General features: G+C 34.5%; 19 protein-coding genes. 10 read left to right on the top strand and 9 right to left on the bottom strand.

The window, feature by feature from the left end; genetic code table 11:
• The first annotated feature begins 29 nt into the window (after window positions 1–29).
• The 4 genes from BC781_RS08810 to BC781_RS08795 all read left to right on the top strand — a co-directional run bounded on the left by BC781_RS08810 (window position 30) and on the right by BC781_RS08795 (window position 8,819).
• Window positions 30–3,077 carry a SusC/RagA family TonB-linked outer membrane protein gene (locus tag BC781_RS08810; protein WP_109616873.1) on the top strand — a complete coding sequence of 1,016 codons (3,048 nt, stop codon included), beginning with the start codon at window positions 30–32 and terminating at the stop codon, window positions 3,075–3,077.
• A gap of 8 nt (window positions 3,078–3,085) precedes the next feature.
• Window positions 3,086–4,438 carry a RagB/SusD family nutrient uptake outer membrane protein gene (locus BC781_RS08805; RefSeq protein WP_109616872.1) on the top strand — a complete coding sequence of 451 codons (1,353 nt, stop codon included), beginning with the start codon at window positions 3,086–3,088 and terminating at the stop codon, window positions 4,436–4,438.
• 11 nt (window positions 4,439–4,449) lie between these two features.
• Window positions 4,450–5,304: a hypothetical protein gene (locus BC781_RS08800; RefSeq protein WP_146201653.1), complete on the top strand. Its 855-nt coding sequence runs from the start codon at window positions 4,450–4,452 to the stop codon at window positions 5,302–5,304.
• Window positions 5,305–5,372: 68 nt separating this feature from the next.
• Complete coding sequence (locus BC781_RS08795) at window positions 5,373–8,819, top strand: S8 family serine peptidase (protein WP_109616870.1); 3,447 nt, start codon at window positions 5,373–5,375, stop codon at window positions 8,817–8,819.
• A gap of 63 nt (window positions 8,820–8,882) precedes the next feature.
• On the opposite strand, the gene BC781_RS08790 is transcribed toward BC781_RS08795, so the two are convergent.
• The 7 genes from BC781_RS08790 to BC781_RS08760 all read right to left on the bottom strand — a co-directional run bounded on the left by BC781_RS08790 (window position 8,883) and on the right by BC781_RS08760 (window position 16,083).
• Window positions 8,883–10,433: a M28 family peptidase gene (locus tag BC781_RS08790; protein ID WP_109616869.1), complete on the bottom strand. Its 1,551-nt coding sequence runs from the start codon at window positions 10,431–10,433 to the stop codon at window positions 8,883–8,885.
• 72 nt (window positions 10,434–10,505) lie between these two features.
• Complete coding sequence (locus BC781_RS08785; protein WP_109616868.1) at window positions 10,506–11,168, bottom strand: DUF7255 family protein; 663 nt, start codon at window positions 11,166–11,168, stop codon at window positions 10,506–10,508.
• A gap of 135 nt (window positions 11,169–11,303) precedes the next feature.
• Window positions 11,304–12,188, bottom strand: coding sequence for a DUF6089 family protein (locus tag BC781_RS08780; protein WP_109616867.1), 885 nt, complete (start codon window positions 12,186–12,188; stop codon window positions 11,304–11,306).
• Between the two features lie 127 nt (window positions 12,189–12,315).
• Window positions 12,316–13,206, bottom strand: a complete 891-nt coding sequence (locus tag BC781_RS08775; protein ID WP_109616866.1) for an NAD kinase — start codon at window positions 13,204–13,206, stop codon at window positions 12,316–12,318.
• A 172-nt stretch (window positions 13,207–13,378) separates the two neighbouring features.
• Window positions 13,379–14,059, bottom strand: a complete 681-nt coding sequence (locus BC781_RS08770) for a metal-dependent hydrolase (protein WP_109616865.1) — start codon at window positions 14,057–14,059, stop codon at window positions 13,379–13,381.
• 94 nt (window positions 14,060–14,153) lie between these two features.
• Entirely contained in the window at window positions 14,154–15,344 is a 1,191-nt protein-coding gene (locus BC781_RS08765) for a FecR family protein (protein ID WP_109616864.1), read from the bottom strand.
• A 106-nt stretch (window positions 15,345–15,450) separates the two neighbouring features.
• Window positions 15,451–16,083: an RNA polymerase sigma-70 factor gene (locus tag BC781_RS08760; RefSeq protein WP_109616863.1), complete on the bottom strand. Its 633-nt coding sequence runs from the start codon at window positions 16,081–16,083 to the stop codon at window positions 15,451–15,453.
• A gap of 342 nt (window positions 16,084–16,425) precedes the next feature.
• Here BC781_RS08760 and BC781_RS08755 point away from each other — a divergent pair, with 342 nt between their 5' ends.
• Both BC781_RS08755 and BC781_RS08750 read left to right on the top strand, forming a co-directional pair.
• The gene (locus BC781_RS08755; RefSeq protein ID WP_109616862.1) at window positions 16,426–17,061 is read left to right on the top strand and encodes a hypothetical protein; all 636 of its coding nucleotides are present in this window, start codon (window positions 16,426–16,428) and stop codon (window positions 17,059–17,061) included.
• Between the two features lie 198 nt (window positions 17,062–17,259).
• Window positions 17,260–18,762: a hypothetical protein gene (locus tag BC781_RS08750; protein WP_109616861.1), complete on the top strand. Its 1,503-nt coding sequence runs from the start codon at window positions 17,260–17,262 to the stop codon at window positions 18,760–18,762.
• Window positions 18,763–18,830: 68 nt separating this feature from the next.
• Here the strand turns inward: BC781_RS08750 and BC781_RS08745 are convergent, their stop codons facing one another.
• Entirely contained in the window at window positions 18,831–19,610 is a 780-nt protein-coding gene (locus BC781_RS08745) for a DUF4905 domain-containing protein (RefSeq protein WP_109616860.1), read from the bottom strand.
• A 193-nt stretch (window positions 19,611–19,803) separates the two neighbouring features.
• Between BC781_RS08745 and BC781_RS08740 the strand changes: the two genes are divergently transcribed.
• From BC781_RS08740 to cobA, 3 genes are all read left to right on the top strand, one after another.
• Window positions 19,804–20,610, top strand: a complete 807-nt coding sequence (locus BC781_RS08740) for a DUF4412 domain-containing protein (protein ID WP_109616859.1) — start codon at window positions 19,804–19,806, stop codon at window positions 20,608–20,610.
• 346 nt (window positions 20,611–20,956) lie between these two features.
• The gene (locus tag BC781_RS08735; protein ID WP_109616858.1) at window positions 20,957–23,098 is read left to right on the top strand and encodes a HEPN domain-containing protein; all 2,142 of its coding nucleotides are present in this window, start codon (window positions 20,957–20,959) and stop codon (window positions 23,096–23,098) included.
• 25 nt (window positions 23,099–23,123) lie between these two features.
• On the top strand, window positions 23,124–23,891 hold the full coding sequence (cobA, locus tag BC781_RS08730; protein ID WP_109616857.1) for a uroporphyrinogen-III C-methyltransferase: 768 nt from the start codon (window positions 23,124–23,126) through the stop codon (window positions 23,889–23,891).
• A 254-nt stretch (window positions 23,892–24,145) separates the two neighbouring features.
• On the opposite strand, the gene BC781_RS08725 is transcribed toward cobA, so the two are convergent.
• Window positions 24,146–25,636 carry a SpoIIE family protein phosphatase gene (locus tag BC781_RS08725; protein WP_109616856.1) on the bottom strand — a complete coding sequence of 497 codons (1,491 nt, stop codon included), beginning with the start codon at window positions 25,634–25,636 and terminating at the stop codon, window positions 24,146–24,148.
• Window positions 25,637–25,916: 280 nt separating this feature from the next.
• Between BC781_RS08725 and BC781_RS08720 the strand changes: the two genes are divergently transcribed.
• On the top strand, window positions 25,917–26,846 hold the full coding sequence (locus BC781_RS08720) for a DUF368 domain-containing protein (protein ID WP_211323714.1): 930 nt from the start codon (window positions 25,917–25,919) through the stop codon (window positions 26,844–26,846).
• Window positions 26,847–26,992: the final 146 nt, after the last annotated feature.

Raw genomic sequence — 26,992 nt, 5'->3', positions numbered from 1 at the left:
CCAATTTAACCGCTAAAAACTATCACTCCATGAAAATATACCTCAGCTGTATCATTCTACTGTGGGGGAGTGCTGTATTGGCTCAGTCTTCTCAGATCAGTGGAGTGGTAAAAGATACCCAAAAATTACCTCTACCTGGAGTAACAATTATGCTTAAGGGAACTACAAAAGGTGTAGTTACTGGTGTTGATGGGAAGTTTGCTATAGAAGCACCAACAAACCCAGAAACGGTTCTCGTCTTTTCTATGCTTGGCTACCAAACTCAAGAAGCTACAATAGGTAGTCAGACTTATTTTGATATCATTCTCGAAGAGGATGTGAAACATCTTGAGGAAGTCATTGTGACAGGTTACAATGAGTTTGATAAGAAAAAGCTTACAGGTGCAGTGTCGGGAGTCGATGCTGAACTGATTGAAAATGTTCCTGTCGCTTCTTTTGAGCAGATGCTTCAAGGTCAAGCGCCTGGTGTAATTGTAAATTCAACATCAGGTCAACCAGGTGCACCTGCTTCGGTGAGAATTAGAGGAACAGGTTCTATCAATGGAAGTAATACTCCTTTGTATATTCTAGATGGAGTTCCAATAGAGGCTTCAGTTTTTGCCTCTCTCAACCCCAATGATTTTTCTTCAGTCACTATTTTAAAAGATGCAACTGCTACAGCTATTTATGGTTCTAGAGGAGCTAATGGAGTTATAGTCATCACAACAAAGCGAGGGAAAGTAGGACGTTCTGTAGTTCAGTATCGTATGCAATATGGTTGGTCTCAAATGGGGAAATTAAAGTTAGAACCCATGAAGTCTGAGCAGAAATTGTCTTATGAAGAATATGCAAAAATTGGCCAAGGTTGGGAATTATCGCCTGATAACCCAGAGAATAGTATTTTAACGAATGAAGACCTCGCAAATGGAATAACGAGTGTTGATTTGAAACGAGCGTTAAATGCAGCTGAGTTAGAACAACTTCGTAATATCGATACCGATTGGGTAGGAGCCGTAACTCAGACGGGGATTACTCAAAGTCATGAATTGAGTATGTCTGGAGGAAGAGACAATACACGATTCTTTATTTCGGGTAGTTATTTTCAGCAAGAAGGTATTGCGATCGGTACAGGTTTAGAGAGAGGTACAGGTCGATTTAATATAGACCACGATGCAAGTGATGTTTTACGATTTGGACTTTCATCAAGTTTAGGTTTTTCTACTCAAGATAATTTAGGCGGTAATGATGGTGCTTTAACTTATGCAAACCCATTTGCAAATGCAATGCTTAAGAATCCATATGAGCGCATCAGAAATCCTGAAACTGGAGAATATGAGTTTGGTGCAAATGATACCAACCCCGTAGAGATCATAGAGACGAATAAACAAAAAGTAGATGAATTTAAAGGAATAGGAAGCTTTCACTTGGAATATGAACCTGTTTCAAAGTTGAAGTTGAAATCAAAAATAGGTATTGATTATCGGGTGAGGGAGTATGAGAATTTTACAGATCCTGAAAGTCAATATGGTTCCGACCCAACAATTACACAAGGTGGACAGGGCTCTTATTATACTGCAAATACCAGAAACTTTACTTATAACTGGGTAAATACAGCGAATTACAAGTACAACATTAATAAGATTCATGATTTTGATTTCTTATTAGGAGCTGAGTTAATAAGGAATGAATACCATTCTTCCTCTTTTACGGGCTATGGACTTAATTCTAAGTTACCTAGTACACCTGCTTCTATCACTCCTGGTTCAGCTGTTGGTGGAGATGATGGAAATGGATTTATACCAAGAGTAGGAGGAGGGAAAACTCAGAATGCATTACTTTCTTATTTCTTCATGACCAACTATGCCTTCTCTGATAAATATACAATTCAAGCATCTATTCGTAGAGATGGTTCTTCTAAGTTTGGAGATGGAAATAAGTGGGCTACATTTTGGGCATTTGGTGGAGGTTGGATGGCTTCAGAAGAGAACTTTATGAAGAATGTTAAAGCTATTTCAACACTGAAGTTCAGACTGTCTTATGGAAAAACTGGAAACCAGAATGGGATTGGCGATTTCCAAGCGCGAGGTGTTTATACCTCTTTGTCCTACAATGGAGTTACTTCAATAGCACCAGGGCAGTTAGAGAATCAATACTTGAAATGGGAGGTGTCTAATCAACTAAATACAGGTTTCGATCTGGGTCTTTTTGCAGATCGAATCTTTATGTCTGTTGATTTATACAATAATATAACGAGTGACCTTTTCATTCAGTCAAAGTTATCAGCCACAGCAGGTTTCCCTTCGGTAGAAAGAAACGCAGGAGAAATGCGTAACCGAGGAATAGAGATGACTTTTGAAACTATAAATGTTCAAAGACCATCAGGATTTCGTTGGAGTACGAGTGTGAACTTTAGCTACAATCAGAATGAAATTCTTGATTTAGGAGGAGAAACAGAATTTGAGCAAGGGACTTCTATAATCCAAGTAGGTTTACCTTTCGGAACGCATTATACTGTCGGTTGGGCAGGGGTGAATCCCGCAAATGGTAGACCTATTTATACGGATAAGGACGGCAATACTACCGTTGTTTATGATCCTGCAAATGCAAGACCTGATTTCGGTACTTATTTGCCTCCTTGGAGTGGTGGTTTCTCAAATAGTTTTGCTTATAAAGGCTTAGAATTATCAATATTTTTCTCTTTCCAAACAGGTCATCACTTATTTAATAACACAAGATACTTCAGCGAAAATGCCTTTTTTGCCTTGCAAAATCAGTCAACACATATGGCAACTGTTTGGAGGCAACCAGGAGATATTACCGATGTTCAAGCGCCTCAGTATAAGAGAGAGTTTTCTTCTCTAGATGTAGAAAATGCATCCTTTTTAAGACTCAGAAATATAAGTCTATCGTATCAGTTACAGCCTCTTCTTTTACAAAAGAGTCGAACCTTCACATCTCTGAGAGTCTATATGATGGGACAAAACATATATACTTGGACACAGTACACAGGTATGGATCCTGAAACTGGGAATAACATTGATCAATTTGTTTATCCTACTCCTCGCACCTTTACAGTCGGACTTGAAGCACAATTTTAGATCGAACCATGAAAAAACTACTCAATGCTATTTTACTCGGACTCATCTTTCTTAGTGTAGCGTGTTCGGGTGTACTGGATATCGAACCCACAGATATAATTGACAACGACAAGGCTATTACCGAGGTTAAAGATTTAGAATCTGCAGTCCTTGGAGTGTATAGCCGCTTACCTAAAGCAACAGAAATACGCTCAAATGCTTTGCCTTCAGATAATGTGAAACTTTCAGAAACTAATAATGGAGATGGCAATACGGAATATAATTGGGCATATACAGCAGATGATGATTTAGGAGCTTGGTTTACCTATTACAATGCTCTATTTACTGCAAATGCAGTTTTGGAAGCAATTCCTACCCTCGAATCAGAGAATAATGATGAAGATGCTTTGAAAAGGAAGGCAGAAGGAGAACTCTTGATTTTAAGGGCATATATACACATGCGTTTGTTGTTGAATTTTGCAGAAGACTTGCATACAGGTGTTTCATTAGGTGTCCCGATTATGACTAAAGTAGAAGAAGGTTCTCCTAGCAGAAATACAGTAGATGAAGTTTATACACAGATTATCACAGATGCAGAAAATGGAAAAGCCTTATTGCAAAATGATCAGACTGATATTACAAGGTTGACATCATTAGCCGCGAATGCAATTCAAGCAAAAGCAGCTTTTTATACAGAAAGGTGGGAAGACGCAATCTTTTATAGTACAGAAGTTCTGAAACAAAAACCTATCGTATCTGCGTCAAACTATCCTTTTATGTGGACAAGTGATGAAAATGAGGATGAAGTAATTTTCAAGTTTAAACAAATTGGAGTTGGAGGTGTATTTGAGCTTTCTTCAGGATTTCCAAAGTTTACTGCTTCACTTGACCTTGTAAATATTTATGATCTAAATGATGTCCGTAGAGATGCTACTGTGGTATTGCAACAAGGAGAATACTTTGTCAATAAATACAGAAGAACAGATAGTAATAGTCCTTTATCATCAGATGTGAAGGTATTTAGAAGTAGTGAATTATTACTGATGAGAGCTGAAGCATATTACAACCAGGGAGATGAAAGTGATGCATTAGATGATTTGAATACTTTGAGATCAGAAAGAATAATAGGATTTCTTGGAGGTACAGAATCAGGAGGTGCTTTAGAGTTTGCAATTGCATTGGAAAGACGTAAAGAATTGGCTTTTGAGGGAGTGCGTTTTTCAGATTTCTCTCGCACAAATACAACGATCATCAGAGGGGATGTAGCTCCTTTTAGCCCAGACCAATTATCATCGACTGATAAACGTATGCGATTCCCAATTCCTCAAGCAGAACTTTTTGCGAATGAGAATATGGAGCAAAACCCAAAATGGACCAATTAACCCATTCAGTTATGAAAATACTCAAGAAATATTTTGCTGTTCTACTCTTAACGAGTTTTATCGCTTGTGACACAAGTCGAGAACTCAAACCATATACAGGTGATAATTTTGTAGGCTTTGAAGATGAAAATATCGATCTCTTTGAGAATGATTCTGAGCCTCTTCAATTGCCAATTACTATGGCCTTTGCTCAAAATACCAATACAGACATTACAGTTGTTGTTGAAGATGCTTTAAATACAGGGACAACCGAAGGAATTGATTACTCCGTAGCTTCATATGTGGTGACTATTCCTGCAGGGGCTTATGAGACTTTCTTTGAGTTAGAACCATTGAATGATCAAGTCGAACAAGGATTCAAGAGACAATTATCCGTGAAGTTATCATCTTCAACTCAGAATGTAGCACTTGGACATGTAGATGGTTCACAGCAGTCTGTTACTGTAAATTTAATTGATGATGATTGTGAGTTTATTTTACAAGATAGTTATCGAATAAAAATTAGTAGAGCAGATGGTGGGCAATTTTCAAATTATACAGATGCAACAGGGAATACATTTGAGGACCCATTGGATGAGATTTTAGATGTTGTAACGTTGACTGATAATAATGATGGGACATACTCTATATCTAATGTCTTTGCAAATTTGATTGAATATTATACTGGAAGTGAGAATAATAGAGCTTTAGATATTTCAGCTAGTTTTCAACGGAATAGTAACAATGAGTTATATGTAATTCCTGCTACTCAGTATGGAAGTATAGATGTTTCAGGTGATGGAGTTCTCATTCCTTGTGAAAACCGTTTGAGTTTTGATATGTCTATTTGGGATATAGACTTCGAAATTACTTTAGAAGGGATTTAACTTTTTTCATAGCAATTCACATATAACACTTTAAATATTCACCTGTCCATTCTGATAAAAAAACTTTCATGATAACCCGACAAACGACCTTTCTCATAAGAAAAATACTACTCTTATCTATTTTAAGTTTTGTAGGAGTTTTACAATCTTTTGCCCAAAATCAGCAAACTAAGAAGCAGCGAATACTCAAAAAGCTTTCCATAGATTTTGCCTCAGCTGAACAAATCAATTACGACAAAGCTGTAAAGTATGCAGAAGCTAATGGTTACCCTCTAACGATAGAAAGGCCTGATGGTAATTTGTATTTACAAAGTATAACTGATGAAAATGAGTTAGTATACATTAAAAGTTATAACAGAGCATCGGCTGCAACATCTGGTGCCGCAGGTATAAATCCTGGGGGAAGCATGGGGTTGGGATTAACAGGAGAAGGATTGACGGTTGGCGTTTGGGAGGTTGGCGATCCACTTTTAACGCATGATGAATTGGTGGGTAGAGCATTTAAAATGGATAGTCCGAGTAGCAGAAGAAATGCAAATGAACAAAATCATGCAAGCCATGTAACAGGTACAATCATCGCGGGTGGGGTACGGTCCAATGCAAAAGGGATGGCTTATAAGGCAAAAGCTCATAATTATTCATCGCAGAATGATTTAGCTGAAATGGCTAATGCTGCTCAGAATAATCTTATAATTTCAAATCATTCTTATGGATCTGTAAGAGGCTGGGATGGCGATCAATGGTTCGGGAATAAAAATGTAAGTACACAAGAAGATTATCTTTTTGGTTTTTATTCTTCTACAAGTTCAAATTTAGATGCTGTAGCTTACTCAGCTCCAAATTATTTAATTGTTTGGGCTGCTGGTAATGATAGAACTGATGCTCCTTCTAGCTCTAGTACAGAAACAGATGTAACAGTAAGGCAAGATGGACCTTATGATTGTATTGGACCATCGGGTATTGCAAAAAATATCCTTACGGTAGGGGCTGTTGAAAGCGTATCAGAGTATACAGGGCCATCTAGTGTGATTATGAGTGAATTTAGTAGTTGGGGACCTGCAGATGATGGGCGTATAAAACCTGATTTGGTAGGAGCAGGAGTTGAAGTTTTTTCGAGTGGGTCAGGAGCTTCTAAAAGTAATCCTGATGATGGGGTTAATGAAAGTTCAAGTTATTATCTGACTTTGAGTGGTACTTCTATGGCTAGCCCAAGTGTGGCAGGGACTTTATTATTATTACAAGAATTATATAAAGATTTAAATAATGGTCAGCAGATGCGTAGTTCTACGCTTAAAGCTTTAGCCATTCATTCTTGTAGAGAGGTAGGAGATAGTGATGGCCCCGATTATAAACATGGATGGGGTTTGATAAATGCCGAAGGAGCTTCAAATGTATTACTTTTAGAAGCATCAGATAGAGGGCATCAAGTGATTGAGTCAGAGCTTAGTAATCAAGGTACGTATACTTTGGATGTTACATCTGATGGACAAAATCCTATTGTTGTCACTTTAGTTTGGACAGACCCTGCTGGTGCTGTACCTAGTGCCTCAGTTGATCCTAGTCAGAAAGCTTTGGTTAATGATCTAGACCTAAGGGTTAAAGGGAGTGATGATACTGTTTATTACCCTTGGAAATTAAACCCTTCAACTCCATCTGCCGCAGCAACAAATAGTGATGATAATGACACAGATAATGTAGAAAAAATTGAAATTGAAGTACCAAGCGCTGGAACTTATACAATTGAAATTACACATAAAGGTAATTTGGTAGACAATGAACAAGAATTTGGTCTTATCGTATCCACTGCATCAGTTGAAAGTACAGCTCGTACTTTTTATTGGGTAGGATTGGGTGAAAATGAAAGTTGGAATGATGGAGGAAATTGGTCTTTGGAGTCAGGAGGTGATCCCGCAAATGAAATCCCAACAGAAACAGATAGAGTCGTATTTGATGATGATAATTTTATTTTGAATTCAGTTTCCTTAGAAGACGATATTTCGATAAGTACACTAACTTTTAATAATACAGATCCATTTACACTAAATACAAATGAGTTTAGTATAAACGTAGATGGAGCTTTACTTGCATATGGTCCTATTACTTATAATGGGAATTTAAATTTAACATCAGAACTTATCCCTCAGAATAATATAATTATAGAATCTGATGCTGATTTTTCTAATGCAGATGTTGCTTTAATAACTTCAGATGCTTCAAAAGGGTGGAAAGTAAAATCAGACATTTTTTGTAGAAGCTTAACTATCTCCACTGGATTATTACAACTAGGGGAATATACCTTAGAAACAGATGAGTTAAGTCTATTATCTGATGCAGAAATTTCAGTTGATGAAAGAGGTAGCTTATTATTAGGGACGTCTCTCTCAGCTGATTTTGATGGATTTGAATTTGATGGACTTATATCAACGAAGGGGGATTTAACATTCGATCTTCCCAATTCATTCATTAGAACTTTGGACTTTAGTAACTTAATTACGGTTTCATCTGCAATAACTTTAGATTCTTTATTATCTAGTGAAGGAGGCTTAAGTTTTACAAACCCTATAACATTGACAATTAATGAGCATATGGAGTTGAGAGGTCGTGAAAATTCAAAAGTTTCATTGAGTTCTAATGGAGGAGTTTCTACTTTAAGTTCTAATGCAGACAGTAGATATTGTAATGATCATCTAGATATAAGTAATATTCAAATTGAAGGAAGTACTTTGTTTGTAACTGGAGATAGTTCAACAATTGATAGTAATTCTTCTGGATGGACTGTTGATGATTGTGATAATATGCTTTATGCAAACTTTGATGCTTTTTTTGCTTGTACAAATTCTCTGATATCTTTAGAGGATAAAAGTACAGGGAATCCAGAGACTTGGTCTTGGGAAGTAAGACAAAATAATCAAGTTGTAGCAACGGTAAATGAGCAATCACCTCAGTTATTATTTGAAGGAGATGGCGATATTGAGGTCGTTTTAACAATAACTAGAGGAAGTGAAAGTACAAGTAAAACCAAAACCATAGAACTTTCTCCAAATACTCTAACTAAGCCTAATATAGTGGTTTCTGGAAATATTTTGAGAGTTCAGGCACAACCCAATGCCGATTATCTTTGGGTATATAATGGAATGGTAGTACAAGAATCGAATTTGAATTATTTTGTGAATGAGAATTTACTTGAGGGAGTATATCAAGTAATTGTAAATAATGGTAGCTGCCGTTCAGTTTCAGAAGAGTTTAATTTAACCTATACTTCTTCTGATAGTAAAATGAATACTCCAATTTTAGCCTATCCAAACCCAATTAAAAGTTCTTTTGTAATTGAGAATTTTACAGCTGATTCAGGTGAAGTTTCAATTTATAATCTACTCGGTCAAGTAGTTGATAAATTAGAATTAGATAAAAATGAAATTGTTGAATTCTCTAATATAAAGTGGCAAAAAGGCTTTTATATATTAGTCTGGAATACTGGCGAAACAGTTTTCAAACAAAAGCTTGTAAAAGAGTAGGCAAAAAAAGCCCTTTATTTAATGTCTATAAATAAAGGGCTTTTTCTTGTTCAAGTTGAACTGTTATTTACTCTTTTCAGTATCAACCTTATCAACTTTTACTTTTGTATCTCTATTAACGATTTTCCAAGCTGTTGCAAAGATCATCTGTGCTCTTTTAGCCATTAGCTCATACTCAATTTTATCAGGAGTGTCTGTTGGCTGATGATAATCTTCATGTACACCCGAAAAATAAAAAATGACGGGGATATTATTTTTAGCAAAATTGTAATGATCAGAACGATAATAATAGCGTTCAGGGCTATCTTTTTTATTGTAAGTATAATCTAATACAAGTCCATTACCAAACCTTTCATTTGCATCCTCTTGAACTGTATGAAGTTCTGATGAAAGCATATCTGATCCAATTACATAGATGTACTCGTTTGCATCTTTATGTTTTTCATCAAATCGTCCAACCATATCAATGTTGATATTTGTAACAGTTTGATCTAATGAGAAGATTGGATCGAAATCAGTGTAATATTTTGATCCTAGTAACCCTCTCTCTTCCCCAGTAACTGACATAAACAAGATGCTTCTTCTTGGTTTAAAACCATCTTTGCTAGCTTCCGTAAATGCTTCAGCTATTTCTAATAAAGAAACAGTACCCGATCCATCATCATCGGCACCATTGTGAATTTTGCCGTTAATAATACCTACATGGTCGTAATGAGAAGTAATGACTACCAGTTCATCTTTCTTATCAGAACCTTCTAAATACCCTAGAATATTTGAAGACTCTAGTTTATCTTGATTAGCTATAGCTTCGAATAACACTTTAGTACTATTTCCATTTTCTTGAGGTAGTTTACCATCAAAAAGCATTGTTGCTAAAGTTGGACCTGTTACATAAATACCAGAATTACTAGCCGACTTTACTTCTTGTTCATAAACGAGTTGAGGCCTTTCCAAATACGATCTATACAGTTTCAGTTCTTTTTTAAACTCTTTATCTGTAGGTCTTATAACCATAGAGAAAACAACACCATTTTCACTAGCATTCTTTACTCGATTGATTGGATTCTCCCATTTTTTATCACCCTCAAAGTTTTTAGGTAGTTTTGAGTTAAAGATGATAGCCTTTCCTTTTAGGTCAAATTGTGACAATGTTTCTGGAAGACCATTCCCCACATAAACTAGTTCAACTGAATCAGCTTTATAATTGAAGTGACCCCATGCATAAAAATCATTATATAAAGTTGCATTTTTATTTCCTCTAGAGAATGTGACACTTTTAGTACTTCTTTGAATGAATGGGATTTCTTGTTGATAAGGATCACCAGTTTTCACAGGACCTTCCAAATTCATTTTTTTTAACTTATCAACAATATAGCTAGCGGCTTTCTTTTGTCCTTCAGATCCCGTGTCACGCCCTTCCATTTCATCTGATGCAATTACATACAAATGTTCTTTGAGGTCATTTGCAGTTATCGTCTCTTGATATTTTTGGAGAAGTTTTTCACTTTTTTGAGTAAAAGAAGATGATTTATCTTGTGAAACAATTTTTGTGTTTGTTTTACAGCTTACTGCTAAAATAGCTAGTGCAAAAAGTATAGAAGTATATTTTTTCATTTGAGTGAAATTATAAGAGTTCTATTCAGTGAGACTGAATCGTATTGTGTAATAAATAGACTCTAGTTTTAATTATGAAGTTATAGTCTTGATTCTTCTTTGAATGTTTTTGATGATTAATTCCTTATCGGCTTCAGATGGATTTAATAAAAGATCATTGTATGAGTGCAGTTGTCCTGAGTTCATGATTTGATCCCATACACTAATACGCAATACTTTATAATCTTTAGTCATTAGAGAAGAAATATCTTGAAGGTAATCTTTAAATGCTCTTAATTTCCAAGCTGAAGAACCTAGACCTTTAAAATCTCCAACTCGTTGACTAGATGGGCCAAATTGAATTTCAGCAAATTGATTGCTCCAATTATTTAAGCTTCCTCCAGGTTTTAAGCATTCGTTTTCTTTTTGATTACAATATCTAGTGTACTGAGAAAGAGGAAAACTTGGGAGATTATTATAGATCTCTGATCGTAATGTTATTCCACGATATCGGTTAAAGTGAAGTATTTCATCTAATACAATTACAACATCTTCTATCTCGATGAGCCAAGGAGATAATTTAATATTAGGATTATTTTTTTGACCTGTAAGTTTATGATAGGTGTTGAATATTTCTTCCTTAAATTTACTTTCTTCAAAGTCAGCCCATTTAAAGATCTTCTGAGGATGAGTTTGTTTGAAGTTATCTAAGATTAACTCTTTAAAATTATATTCTCTAATAGTCAAAGTATTCATATTCAAAAATAATATATATTATTTCAATATAAAATAGTGAGATTTTGTCAATATGAAATGCTGAGCTATGTAAAACAAAAAAGAGCAATCTTTAAGAAGATTGCTCTAATTGAATATTTTGAAATTTTAAATATCTTATCTGAACTTTGGTGTTTTGATTGAGCCTGGAAGAATGTAGCTTAATTGAACCCCAAAGATAGCGTAGAAATCATTTTGGTTTGGATCACCTCTTTTTTGACCTACCAATGAATCGTTATAGTTTTCATAAGCATCACCTTTATAGGCAAAATCTTGAGGGCTTGTTCCCGCTGGTGCTTGAGCAGGGTTCATATCTTCAATTGCAGCATACTCTGTACTAATATCATCTAAGTAATCTGTGAATAGAATTCTTGCATTAAACTCAGCAGAGATATCAATAGAGTTAGTCAGTTTGTATCTTACACCTACAACTAGAGGAATACCTATTCCAAATCTACTGTATTCGACACCTTCTGTTTGCATTGGCTGAAGATTTACCCATTCTCCACTTCCTCTTACTAACTCTGTTTGAGGGTTGTGGTGATAGAATACAATACCTGTACCTATGTATGGAATTGGAATTTTCGGACGTCTAAAGTAAACCCCTTGATTTTTGAATAAATCAACAATACCTACCATAGAAACTTCATTAATAATGTTTCTAAAGTGAAGGTTCCTTCTTAGGCTACGTCCAATATCATTGGCATTTGCATCATCTCCACCTATGGCTCCAACAGAATACATTGCCTTGACCGATACACTAGGAGTAAGACGCTTAGTAGCAAAAACAGAGAAGTTTGGTTTTGTTTTCTTAAAGTCAGTAGAAAACTTGCTGTCATTTGGAGCAACATCACCCCAATAGTGCATAGTATTAAGACCCGCCCCGAAACTCCAATATTGCTTTTTCTTAGTAAAGCCTAGATATCGTTTTTGGGCATCTACTGATTCTACCGTCAGAAGCGCCAAAGCAAGTACCAAACAGCTTTTCAGAAGAGTTCTCATAAATTAATTGGTTAACAGAGTGATTATATCACTATTTAATTGGTAAAGTTTTTAATTACAGATCGAATGTTATTTATCATTAAATAACCTTTGTAAGAATTCTTTAATTTCCTTCCAAACCTCAAACTTAAAACTTATTAGGATAGTTCCTGATATCTAACCCCCAGTTAAGTTTTACGCGCAAAGTGTTCAAAAAGTCATCATCTTTAGTATGAACTAGCTGAATTGAATATGGACATTTCTTAACAGTTAGTTTTATACTCGAGTCAACAATTTGAGAACGAGAATCCATAGAAACCATAAAATTCTTGCTTCTACTCTCCACTTTAAATGAAAGTTCACTTGTACACGGAATGATTAGTGGTCTAACATTTAAATTGTGTGGACTAATAGGGGCAATTATGAAATTTTGTAAAGTAGGAATGACCACAGGTCCGCCAATACTCAACGAATATCCAGTTGACCCTGTAGGTGTCGCAATTACCAAGCCATCAGACCAATATGTATTAAGATATTTTCCATCTAAAAAGGAATGGATAACAATCATAGAAGATGTATCTCTTTTAAATAGGGAGAATTCGTTTAGTCCAACATTTTCTCCTGAAAATATCTCTTGATCAGATTCAACTTGAATCAACATTCTTTCTTCCAAATTATATTTACCTGCAAAAATTGCATCAAGAGCATTTGCCGCTAAATCTTGAGGTATCGAAGCTAAAAAACCAAGTCTTCCTGCATTTATACCTATAATCGGAATATTAGAATCTCGAATGTATGTGATAGAGTCTAAAAGAGTACCATCACCACCTACACTAAGGAAAAAATCTACTTTAGGTAAATCCTCATAACTACTAAACGTTGGTAAGTCCGGAGTATTTTCCAAACGGTCACAAAATGATGAATAAAATTCTTCTGATACAAATACTTGAAAATTTTTTGACAGTAGATGGTCTATAACCGTCTTTGTAAAAAATAATCTTCCCTTCTCTAACTTTCTACTGTGTAATGCAATTTGCATCAATCATTTAATATTTAGTTATGAGACATAAACCTCCTATAGTTCCATTATTACAAATATAAGTTAAAAACTCTATTAAACTATGAATTTGATAACTTAAAGAAATATTAATTATTAGTAATAAATGGGAAAGTCTTAAATATTGAAGTATTTATTAAAATAGTTACAATAATTATAGCTCGATTGTATCACCAAGTGGTAATAGCAAAAGTGTTTGATTTTCTTCTTTAAAAGTCTCAATAGCTTGCTTATGATCTATCTCAATGACAGGGAAAGTATCATAGTGTACTCCAAGAACTTTAGAACAATTAATCATTTCTGCACTTTTAGATGCATCTCGTATTCCCATAGTAAAGAGATCCCCAATCGGGAGAATTGCCAAATCTAAGTCACACTCTTCTCCAATTAGTTTCATATCTGAGAAGAGAGCAGTATCACCGGCTATATAAATATTGGATTTTTCAGTTTGAAGAATAAAACCGGCAGGATTTCCTCCATAGCTACCATCAGGCATGCTACTAGAATGTTTTGCCTCTACCATTTTAAGTGAAAAGAATTCCGTTTTAAAGGTACCACCAATATTCATCCCTACTCCATTTTCGCAACCTTTTGCAGTAAACCAATTATTTACTTCAAAATTACTGACGATAGGAGCATTATTATTTTTTGAGAGTAATTCTGCATCTGCAACATGGTCTTCATGCCCATGAGTAAGGAAAATATAATCAGGTTTTAAATCAGAAACGTTAATATGATTGGCTTTAGGATTGGGAGATATGAATGGATCAATAATTATGTTACAGCCCTCTAATGATACTTCTATAGTTGAGTGGCCTAAATATTTTATCTTCATTGTTCTTTATTTTTGATTGAAATAATTTTGAAACAAGATAAAAAAAACTCTTACAAAATTGTAAGAGTTTCATCTAAATAAAGGACAGTGTTTTTTATTTCATATAGATACTTCCATCCTTTTTAACTTCGGAAGTAGTACCGTAAATCTCTTCGATAATTTTTACGATTTCATTTAAACTTTTTCCAGAGAAATCACCCGAGATATTTTTATTAGATATTTTTTGATCTAAAACAATTTCCGCTTGGAAAGCAGTATTAAGAATATGAGAGGCTTTACTTAAAGGTGTATTTTTAAATACTAAAGCATCTTGTATAAAGTTGACTCTATTCTGAACTTCAAACTTTGTTTTTGAGATGTGTCCATCTTTTACCGCAGCGGCTTCACTCTTTATCAAGAAGATTTGATTGTTTTCATTCCCAAATTGAACCTTCCCAGAGAATACATTTATTGAAGTTTCATTGTTAGTATTTTCCAATAAAAATGAAGTACCAAGTACCTTGGTATAAGTTTCTCCTGTATGAATGATGAATGGTTTGGATGCGTTTTTAGCAACTTCAAAGAATGCATTTCCTTCTAGGTCAACTTCTCTTGTATTTCCGAATGATTCAGGGTATTTAAGTGATGCTCCTTTTTGTAGCCAAACTTCAGTTCCATCAGGTAAATCTACCTTTTGTGTCTGATTTAGGGCTACAACTTCCAGTTGTGAACTTGAATTAAGTACAAATAGAATTCCCAAAGAAGCAATCAATAGAGTAACTGCGGCTGCAATATTCTGGACTTTCCAAACTGATTCAGTCACTTTTTTCTTAGGAGTAAAGTCAACTTGTTTGGTTTCAATTTTATTTTCTTGATCTGAGATTTTTTGATTTAAAGAATTGAAGACATCTTGGAAATTTATTTCTAAATCATTTTTGCCGGCAATGTCTTTTGATTTCTCCCAAATAAATGCAGATTCATCCAAAAGATCTTTATCTGAAAAAGAGTTAATGACTTTTTCGTCAGTAAACCCGTTTTCTAAATAACTAGCTAAAACGGCTTCTTCACTTTCCCACTCGTTGATTTTATCTTGAAGCTCAATCATAAGTAGATGATGAGCTGCTGCGTCAGTTTCTATAAATCCTTTTTTTCCAAGATTTTCAGATCTGTTCCAAATATCTTGGGTATCTTTTAACAATTCGGCAAAAGAATCATTTTCACGAGCTTTAGCTTCGACTAAAGTACGCTCTTCTGTCGAGACCTCGTTACCGATATATTTTGCTATCAATTGCCAATCTATATTCATAATGTCTAAGTTTATCACTTAATAATAAGGGGTCTTTTTATTGACCTTAAAGCATGATTGAAAGGGGGCTTTAATAAGAGACAATTATTCTATGGAAGTGGACAACTTAAAAAGGTTTTAAAAAATAAAAGCCTAAAAGTAGCCAAGGAATAAAGGTCATTAAGTTGGGGTTTGCAATACCTTTTAGCTCTGAACGAATATGTTTTAGTGCATTACCTATTTGGTAATGAACTGTTCGAACAGGTATATCTAAAGTCTCAGCGATTTCTTTATACGTTAGTCCTTCAAAACGACTTAGTAAAAATATTTCTTTAGATTTTTCGGGCAGAGTATCAATAGCTTGGTTTAACTTCTTCTCAAGTTCGTTGAAATGAAATTGATCTTCTGTCTCATTATGATGCCATTTTTGAGTATAAAGTAAACTTCTTTGGTAGTCTTGTTCAAAGTTTCTTCTCTTAATATAATTGAGTGTATGGTTGCGGCTAGCTCTATAAAGGTAAGCCTTCAGAGATGTCGTGATATTTATTTTCTCTCTTTTAACCCAAAAGTTTACAAATATATCTTGAACAAGTTCTTCAGCAGTTTCGCGGTCTTTTACCATTGCTACAATGAAGTTTAGAAGTGCAGGATAGTAGTGTTTCACAACTTCTTCCCACATCTGTCTGTCTCCACCTTGTATCTTTTTAATAATGACTTCTTCGCTATCTCCTGTATTTAAACTTGGATTTGGTCCGTTCATATTTCAAAATGTTGGTAATATCTTATAATAATATTAAAAAAATAAATGAGACTCAACTAGGGAACAATTTCATTAAAAAGATCATAAAAGAAACAATCATGCCCTAATTTATTATTATGGTATGTTTTTTATTGTATTTACAAAGTAGTACATTTTTTATTTGCACTTTGAAACCTTATCATTTGTTTAAGAGTATGTAGTGTATGTTTGGCAAGAAGAGTGAAGAAACAAAGATCTTTATTGGTTTTAGTAGTGTTCACTATTATTTTCTAAACTTGCATTTACTTATTTGTTTCAAGTAAGAAGAAAAGACAAAATTTAAAGCAATTTTACCATTACCTGATGATGACAAAATCATATTTCAAAACAGTATTAACAAGTGTCTTAATTTTCATTAGTTCATTTTCATTATATGCTCAACAAGAAACTGTAGAGCAAGACAATACCCCACCGAGCTTGGCAGAGCAATTTGAAATAATGAAAAAGAAATCTTCTAACTACAAACAAAATAATAAGGTTTATAAAGTCGTAGAAATTGGAAATCTAAATACGTTCTGGAGTGCAATAAAAGATACAATTAGTAAAGCTGATACCGAAATTATTGCAATCCAAGATGATAAAAATAAAATCACAAGCGAGTTAGCGAGTGTACAAGGAGAGTTAGATGAGACTAACAGTAAGCTAGAGAAAAGTGCTTATATTAATGTATTAGGAATTGATTTCTTAAAAGAAACTTATGTAGTTATAAATTTTGTGATCATTATCTCGCTGATAGTACTGCTGTTAGTAGCTATTTATAAGTTCAAAAACAGTAATAAAGTGGCTAGTGATGCAAGGAAGGAATATCAAGAAGTAGAGCAAGAGTTTACGAGTTATAAGCAAAGGGCATTAGAAAAAGAGATGAAGTTGAAAAGAGAGCTTGTAACAGAAGTTAATAAAGTGGAAGAACTAAAGCAGAAACTAGCATCTCATAAATAAATAAGAGAAGAAAGTTTTAATCCTCATATAAGAAGAGGGTACTCAGGGATGGGTACCCTCTTTTTTTGTCTTTACTTTAATTTTATTAATATTATATAACACATTAGTTCTATTTTTTTACATTTGTCAACAATCTCAATTCAATTGTCAAATGAATTGAACAGCTAAATAGCAAATACTAAGACCAGAAAAATTAGCATGAAAAAAATTACTTATTTCTTTTTATTGGCATTATTATCTTTTTCAGCTTTTGCACAAGACGAATCAGAAGAATCTTTGCCAGATAATGCGCTATCATTTTTTGAGACTGGAGGAGGTCTTGATAGTTTAAATTCATTAGGTGGTAAATTTGGATATACTTATTTAGGAGGTGAGCACTACCTAACATTGAGAATTACTCCTGAATTGAATTTCGGAAAAATAGGTATCGGATTAGATGTACCTGTATCTGTAAACTTGGAATCAGGAAAGCTAAGAACTGAAGAATTTAAAAATGGAGTTTCAGCGCTTCGTATGATCAGATACTTAAGATATGGTCAGAAGAAAAAAGATCCTGTTTATATAAAAGTGGGTGACATGACTGGTTCATACTTAGGTTATGGTCTACTTTTGAACAACTATTCAAATGCAATCTCTTTTGAAAGAAGAAAGTTCGGTTTGAACTTCGATGTTCTTGTAAAGAAGGTTGTTGGTATTGAAGGTCTATATTCAGATTTCAATGCATCTTCTTTAAACCTTCTAGCTCTTCGCCCTTATGTTAGACCATTCGGAGGTACAGGAATTCCAATTGTAAAAACATTAGAAATTGGTGGTTCTTTCATAACTGACCAAGATAAGACTTCTCAAGCTGATACGGAGTATTCTTCTAATATCTTTACAGCAAATGGAGGGATGCAAGCTTTCGGTGCAGATATCGGTGTGACTTTGATTAGATCTAATTTTATCCACCTTTCAGCTTACGGACAGTATGCAAATTTGAATAGATCAGTTACTACAGCTGATTTAGATACTTATAACACAACTGTTGCAAATGAGATGACAGCGTATAATGAGTTGAGAGAAGAGCCTCTTGATGAAACTACTCTGAATACTCGTATTGCAGCAAATCAATATCCTACAACAGTAGAGGAAGGTTCTGTAAATTATGCATTCGACGCTGGATCGGGTATGTCAGTAGGTTTGAATGCTAGAATGAACTTAATTCTTAAGCTTTTGACTGTAAATGCAAGAATTGAAAGAGTTTGGTACAACAATAACTTTATGCCTCAATTCTTCGATGCTACTTATGAAATTAATAAGGATGCTCGTATTATGGCACTAGCTACTGTAGGTGAAACACAAGGTATTTATGGTAGTTTGTCTGCAAGTATCTTGAACATGATTCAAGTAGGAGGTAGCCTTACTTTGCCAGATAATGTAAGTGAAGCAGCTCCTGCAATGGTACGTTTAGATGCACGTCTTCTTGATGTTGTAGACGCAATCTCTCTTTCAGGGGTTTATTACAAAGGTGGACTTACTGATATGGAAGATGCTTTCAAATTGGATGAGCGTTCTTTAGCATCTGTAAGAGCTGGTTACAAAGTTAACAGATTCTTGACTGTAGGTGTGGACTACATGTGGACTTGGATGAAAACTGAGTCTGGATCTTTTGAAGCTAGTAATGCAATCATGCCTTATTTCGGATTCAATTTCGACTTCTAAGAATATAATTTAGTGAATATATAAAAGCGGTAAAGATTCATTCTTTGCCGCTTTTTTTATGATAAGAACTAATTTAAATCGATCGAGATTAGCTGATTTTGATCCTTTGTGAAAAGGAGAACATTTTCGTAAATCATAAAAGTATCTAGGCCGACGCCTTTCTCAGATTTACCAATTATTTCATGGTAAAGAACATTGCCCTCTCTTGTTAATACTAATAAAAACTGTTGGAGTATTTTTCCACTTTTAATGTAATAACTCAAAATCAAGTTCTTTTCAGTCTCTAAGTATTCAATGGACTTAAAAGGGACATGATTAAACTTTTTTTCTAAAAATTTCTCAAAAGTCTGAAAGTGTTCATTTTCTTGAACATACTCTATTGGGTTAAGAATTGGTGAATCAGACTTTTGGCTAGGTATTGTAGTTTTATTTGTTAACTCCGTACCAGACTGAACATCTAAGAAAAGATGTTTATTATCTTCATTTAGGTCTTGTACAATTGCTGTGTCAGTAGTGAAATCAAGTAATTGGACATGTTCTTTATTCCAAGAAAAATCACCTGTAGCAACATCCATAACCACTAAATCTCTAGGTAAAGGATATGACTTCTCTTCATCGTAAATATGTATACCTAATTTCCCATGATTAAATGCAGCTACCCCAGTCCACAGGTTTTCATCGAGCTGTAGTTCTTGCCATAAAAGATTTCCATCTAGAGGTTTTAAAGCTGAAAAAGCGGAAGATTTTTCCCCATCAAATCGAGTCTCAACCAGTAAAGTTTTACTGTATTGGTCAAAGTAAATTTTCCAGATATTTCCTTCTGTACTAAAAAGAGTTTGTAGTCGCATTATTTCTTCATTTAATCATCTTCTCTAACACATAAAGTTACACTTAGTTTTGAGGTATACTCTAAATTATAATAAATGAGATAATGTTGAGCTTGTCTTGAGATTTAGAAACTTTCGTTAGTGCAGAAATGGTTCTGAAAGAGAATCAATACGTTGCAACGAAAAACTATAACTACAACAAACTTTAAACTATATGAGAAAATTAATTATTTGTAGCCTACTTGTAGGGTGTATGGCTTTTGGCTTTACGTCCTATGCTCAAGACCCTCAAGGCGATGCATACGGTTATCGTGCGGGGTTGAGAGATGCGTCATCTGAAGTGAGGGATAACTACAATTTTGATTTGATGTTGCTCTATGAATTTGTATCTCAAACTCAAGGTCGAAAAGAGTCCACTGAGTTAAAGTATTGGGTGAACAAAAAGCACCCTTATTTTGCTGCTGAAATCCCTGAAAGAACAGAGGATACAAATACGGAAGTGGTCACAGTTTTCGATCATGATAAAGAACAAATGGTTAGCTTTTCAGAAGATAGAGGGAATAAAAGAGCAATGGTTCTACCTTTAGATCCTTCACAGAAAAAGAAGAAAGATTTGTTCGATGAAGAAGCTTTCAATAGAAGGTTTAAGGCAACAGGGAAAACTAGGAAGATTAATAATTATAAGTGCGAGGAGTATATCGCTGAAGATGATGAAGGTAAGGTGAGTGTTTGGCTTACAGAGGTAGAGTTTGAGATTGGAATTTTACCAGGAAGTATGCAAAAGAAAGAAGAAATCAAGAAAGCTTTTGGGAAAGACAAGCCTGTCTTATTTATGGAAATGTCTTTTGAGGATAAAACTTCTGGAGAGAAAGGTCAGATTATCATAAAGGATATCGAAAAATCTGAAAAAGAAATAAGCTCTACTGATTACAGAGTTTTGGGTTTGGACAAAGAAATGTATGATGAGTTCAAAAAAATGTTACCAGAACAGGAGCAAGAGAATCAGACTGAAAATGATTAATTGAAAATAAATAGAGATTTTATAAACAAAAAAATACACTTGCCGTTATTTCTCTTTACATATCTAATTTGATGAATACAACCTTAGGGATTATTAGAGCGTTTGAGCTCTTCTTATTCTTAAAAAATGTATCTGTATTTTAAAAATTAAGTAAAAAAGAGATAATTAATTTGCGAATATTGTTATTTACATCTTTATTTGTTGTACGTAACAAGTTCATAAATGTGATTTATACAAAAGACTCTTGAATAAAGAGTCTTTTTTTAAAGCTTATTACTCCACTAAATAGGTAGAGTATATAGGTTTAGTAAAGTTTCCTGACAAAAAAGAAATAATTCATAAACCAATGAGTAAACAACTTGAGCATTTAGCGCCAGCCGTTCAAAAAGATATAAAGGAATTAGAAACTAAGATTGAAAGATTCCAACTAGGTCAAATGGATGAAGAAAAGTTTAAGCTTTACCGTTTGACAAGAGGTGTTTATGGACAGCGTCAACTAGGCGTACATATGTTCAGAACAAAGATTCCTTATGGGAAATTGACTGCTGATCAGTTGATTCGTTTGGCAGATACCTCTGAAAAATATACAAATGGTAATCTTCACTTGACTACTCGTCAGAATATTCAGTATCACTACGTGAAATTGAATGACTCTCCATTGATTTGGAAAGAACTTGGTGAGCTAGGAGTAACAGCGCGTGAAGCTTGTGGTAATACAGTCCGTAACATGACTGCGTCTGCAAAAGCAGGTGTTGATCCAAATGAACCATTTGATGTTTCTCCGTATGTACATGCAGCTTATGAGTACTTCTTAAGAAATCCTATTTGTCAGGAAATGGGACGTAAAATTAAGCCTGCATTCTCTTCAAGTGAGCAAGATTCTGCTTTTACTTATATTCATGATTTCGGATTTATCCCGAAAGTGAAAACAGTAGATGGCGAGGAAGTAAGAGGTTTTAAAGTTCTTGTTGGTGGTGGATTGGGAGCTCAGTCTTTCATGGCACCTGTTGCTTTTGAGTTTCTTGAGGAAGATCAAGTAATTCCTTTTATGGAAGCTGCTATTCGTGTTTTTGACAGATACGGAGAAAGAGAGAAAAGACATAAAGCAAGAATGAAGTTCTTGATTAAGAATCTAGGACTTGAAACATTCCTACAATTAGTAGAGGAAGAAAGAAAAGCAATTAAGAGCAAAACTTTCAAGATTGATAGAGAGCTTGTAAAACAACCAACTCCTCCAGAAGCTAAAGAATGGGCTGATGTAGCTCCTTCTGATGCTGCAAAATTTGAACTTTGGAAAGCAACGAACACTTTTGAGCAAAAGCAAAAAGGTTTTTATGGTGTTCAAATCAAAGTTTTAAAAGGAGATATTGATGCTGAAAGAGCAAGGCAATTTGCAGCTGTTGTAAAAGAATTTGCGGCAGATGATATTCGCTTGACAATTAATCAAGGTATCTTAATTAAATATGTTCGTCCAGAAAGCTTTGTGCATTTATTCGAAAAATTGAATGCGCTTGGTTTGGCTGAACCAGGATTTGATTCTACAGGAGATGTAACGTCTTGCCCAGGTACAGATACTTGTAACCTTGGTGTGACAAATAGTATGGGATTAGCAGTTGAGTTAGAAAAACTAATTCAAGAAGAATATCCTCATTTATTGTCGGATGATGCTGTGAAAATCAAGATCAGTGGATGTATGAACTCATGTGGTCAGCACATGGTCGCAAACATTGGTTTCCACGGTAGTTCAATTAAGAAAAAGCCTTTGGTAATTCCAGCTATGCAAGTTGTAATTGGTGGAGGTGTTAATCCTGATGGAGAAGGTTTTATTGCTGAAAAGGTAATTAAAATTCCTACGAAAAGAATTCCTCAAACAGTAAGAATCCTTTTGGATGATTATGAGGAAAACAGAGAGGAAGGAGAATACTACAATAACTACTTCAGAAGACAAGGGAAAATGTACTTCTATGGTATCTTGAAGCATTTAGCTGAGGTAACCACACTTGAAGGTACAGATCAATTTGACTGGGGTGAAGATCATAAATATGAGCAAGCAATTGGTGTTGGAGAATGTGCTGGTGTAATCATGGACGTTGTTGGAGGAATTCTTCAAGACGCTCAAGAGAAACTATCATTGGCTCAAGAAACAGTTGCTGAAGGAATGTTTGCAGATAGTATCTACCATAGTTATGCAGCTTTAATCATTGGAGCTAAAGGATTACTTTTGAGTGAGGATTTCAAGTGTAATACACATGCTGGTATCATCAAAGATTTCCAAGAGCACTTTGTAGATAGTGGAAAAATTAAATTAGAAGGAACATTCTCGGATTTAGTATTGAATTTGAAAACTCAAGAGCCTTCAGAGGAATTGGCAAAAGATTATATCGTAAAATCTGCTGATTTCATCAAACAAGTGAGTGTGATTAGAGAAGCACAACTTTCAGAAAACGGACAAGATAAGTCTGTAGTAGGAAGTTATTACAAAGCATAACATTGCAATTTAAAGAGACAGTTTAATGGTTAGTCATATACACCCAAAAGTTTCCTTGATCGGGGCAGGTCCTGGTGACCCAGATTTATTGACGATTAAAGGTATGAAAGCATTGCAAGAAGCTAGTGTTGTGCTTTATGATGCCTTAGTTGATGAATCAATGCTTGATTTAGCTCCTAAAAATGCACTGAAAGTGTATGTGGGAAAAAGAGCAGGACAACATAGTTTCAAACAAGAAGAAATTAATCAATTGATCGTTGATTACGCTTTTTCGCATGGACATGTTGTACGTTTGAAAGGCGGAGATCCTTTTATCTTTGGTCGAGGACATGAAGAAATGATTTGGGCTCAAAAAAGTGGAGTTGAAGTAAGTATCGTACCTGGTATTTCTTCATGTTATTCATTGGCTGAGTTACAAGGAATTCCTTTGACAAGACGTCGTGTGTCAGAAAGCTTTTGGGTGTTGACGGCAACTACAAGAGAAGGGAAGCTCTCAGATGATATAGCTCTAGCAGCTCAGTCGTCTGCAACAGTTGTCATCCTCATGGGAATGAGAAAGTTAGGGAAAATTGTAAACGAATTTCAGACCGTAGGAAAAAATGACACTCCAGTGATGATTATTCAGAATGGGAGTAGACCTGATGAGAAAGTAGTTACGGCTACTGTAGATACAATTGAGACTGTAGTTGAAGAAGAAAAAATTGGTGCTCCTGCTATTATTGTAGTAGGTAAAGTAATCTCTCTAGAGAAATTACAGAAGAAAGTGTACCAATATCAAATGTCAGAAAACTAAATAAGTCGTATAAACAGTGAAAAAGCAAGCTATTTTCTTTTTGCCTTTCTACTATTTTACTTCCTAGGAGGTAACTCAAAAGATATTAATTCAAATACATACTTTTCTAACACTTTTCAAGTTACTACTTCTACAAATGCCACCCTTTTGGGTGGCTTTGTTTTTATCTGAAAGTTAGATGTCTAAAAATAAAAAGCACTTACAAATGAAGTTTGTAAGTGCTTTTTTGATAAATAAACTATCGTGAGTTTTTATTAAACTTTCAATCCCAACACAAGCATGTCATCTGTTTGAGAGTGATTCTTTTTCCACGAATCTATTTCTGATCCTAATAGTTCTTTTTGTTCATCAAGAGGTTTCTCATGGATTTTGACTAAGAAATCTCTGAATTGCTTACGTAAATACTTTTTGTTTTCAGCACCTCCAAATTGATCTTGATATCCATCTGTAGATAAGTAGAAAATATCTCCCTTTTCAATACTGTGAAGGTGTGTTGTATAAGTTTTATTCTTGTAGTGACTACCTCCAACAGGATTGATATCTCCTTTAATAACTTGAAGTTCTCCATTCTGCATTCGGTAAAGAGGTGTTTTAGCACCACTATACGCAAATACATTTTCTTTTTCATTTACCATCAGAATACCCATATCCATGCCTTCATCAAAATCACCTTTGAAGTTCTCGATGATATAGGTGTCTAATTCTTTAAGAATTTGAGATGTATTTAAAATCTGTTGGCTAGTGATAAGATTTTTAAGAGCAGATTGTGCTAAAATAGTCAAGAAGGCACTAGGAACACCATGACCTGTACAGTCAGTAACCACAACAATCTTAAAGTCACCGATTTTTTCATACCAATAGAAGTCACCACTAACGATATTTCTAGGTCTTTGGAACACAAAATGACTATTGAAATCTCTTCTTAATTCTGCATCAAAATCAAACAGCTTTTTCTGAAGTCGGCGACCATAATTCAAACTAGAGTAAAGGATTTGTTGTGTTTTTTCTAGTTGGTTATTTTGAGTGACTATTTCTTCATTCTTACTTGAAACCTCATCGTTTAATTCTTGTAAAGCATGCTGAGATTCCGCTAAATGAGTATTTTGAGCAGTTATTTCTTCTTTTTGTTGAGTCAATTCTTCATTCTGACAAAGAATCTCGTCATTCATATCTTGTAGTCGTTCTCTAGATTTGACAGTCCACTTTTCATAAGTAGAAAGTCCTAGCGCAAGGTATAGAAGAATACCCATGAAAGTGACTCCATCAAAGGCAAGTCTGTATTGTTCAGGAATACCATTCTCGAAGACATGACCATTTAGTTCTGCAATGTAGAATACCATAAAAGATAATACCCCGAAGAAACTCCAAAAAAGTCCTTTTCGCTTGCCTCCATAAATAAATGAAGATACAATGGTTGTGATATACCAGACTGCCATTGAAGAACGGATACCGCCTGTTACATAACATAATGCCATAAACATAGCATAAAGAAGCCCCGGGTAAACAATGGTAAGGGTGTCGATACCCATCCATTCTTTTTTGAAGCAAACTAAAGTAATCAGAAGAAAGAAAATCGTGATTGCACCTATCAAGGTACCTAGGTAAAATCCCATGTATGCAGCAAAACCCCCAAGTACAAGCATGCCAAGAATGACAACCATGAAGGATTTGTTAATTAATACGTGTTTTTCAGCTTCTTCAATCTTGTTTAACCTTTCAATATTTATATTTTGAAAATCAGCCATATTAGATAGAAAAAATAATCGTTGATACGTGGTAATGTTATAATTGAGACCGTTCGAGATATGTTATAATCTACTGATAATGATATGAATTATTTGGTTTTTTATCTTTTTGGTTCAACTGGTTCTTATAATAACGTATAGAATTTTTATTTCCATATAATGATATGAGTTTTTTATAAATTTTCTGTGATAAAATTATTATTTCTGAATACAAACCTTTTAAACTATATCACTAGGTTTAAATTTGTAATTTTAGCGGAAAATCAAATTATACGATAAGATGAAAGAACAGGTGTTGATCTACTTAAAAGGGATCGCAATGGGAGGTGCTGATGTAGTACCAGGTGTTTCTGGAGGTACGATAGCATTTATCACAGGAATCTATGAAAGGTTACTTAATGCAATCAATTCTGTGAATCCGAGTACATTTCAACTTTTATTAAAAGGGGATCTGAAAGCTTTTTGGGAGAAAATTGACGGTAAGTTTCTGTTACCTCTTTTTGCAGGAATAGCAACGGCTATTTTATCACTAGCCAAGTTGATGAAGTATTTGTTGGAAGCTCAGCCTATTTTACTTTGGTCTTTCTTTTTTGGTTTGATTATCGTTTCAGCAATTCAAGTAGGACAGCAAGTAAAGAATTGGAATATAACAACAGTATTGGCATTAATTGTTGGAGCAGCTTTCTCCTTTTATATTACACTTATTTCTCCAGCACAAGCACCTGAAGGTGCGATATATACTTTTATTGCAGGAGCAGTTGCAATTTGTGCTATGATTCTTCCAGGAATTTCTGGCGCATTTATTTTATTGTTGATGGGACAGTATAAGCATATCATGTCTGCTATTTCTAACTTTCAGATTGAAACAATTGCTATTTTTGCATCTGGATGTGTAGTTGGTATTTTAAGCTTTTCAAAAGTATTAGGGTTCTTATTTAAAAGATTCCATGACGCTACTGTGGCACTTCTTACGGGTTTTATGATTGGTTCTTTGAACAAAGTTTGGCCTTGGAAGGAAGTTGTAGAAACTTATGTGGACAGACATGGTGAGACAAAACCACTTGTAGAGCAGAATATTAGTCCATTTGATTTTCAGATGATTACTGGAGTAGATAATCAATTGTTTATGGCTATCGGCTTATGTTTTTTGGGTGGCTTTTTGATTTTCTTTATGCAATTTGCTGAAAGAAAATTGTCATCTAGGAACTAGTCAATCATATTAAGATAATTATAGAAGGCTTACCTAAATGGTGAGCCTTTTTTTGTTTTTCCTTACCTGTGTTTCTTTAAAAGGTATTTGATGAAATGATTTCAATTAGGAATCTGCATTTTGAAAGTTGTTTAAATGTTGAATTC

Source organism: Sediminitomix flava, from assembly GCF_003149185.1.
GTDB classification, from domain to species: domain Bacteria; phylum Bacteroidota; class Bacteroidia; order Cytophagales; family Flammeovirgaceae; genus Sediminitomix; species Sediminitomix flava.
Note: the sequence above shows the minus strand (reverse complement) of the source record. Positions and strands in the feature narration are given on the sequence as shown.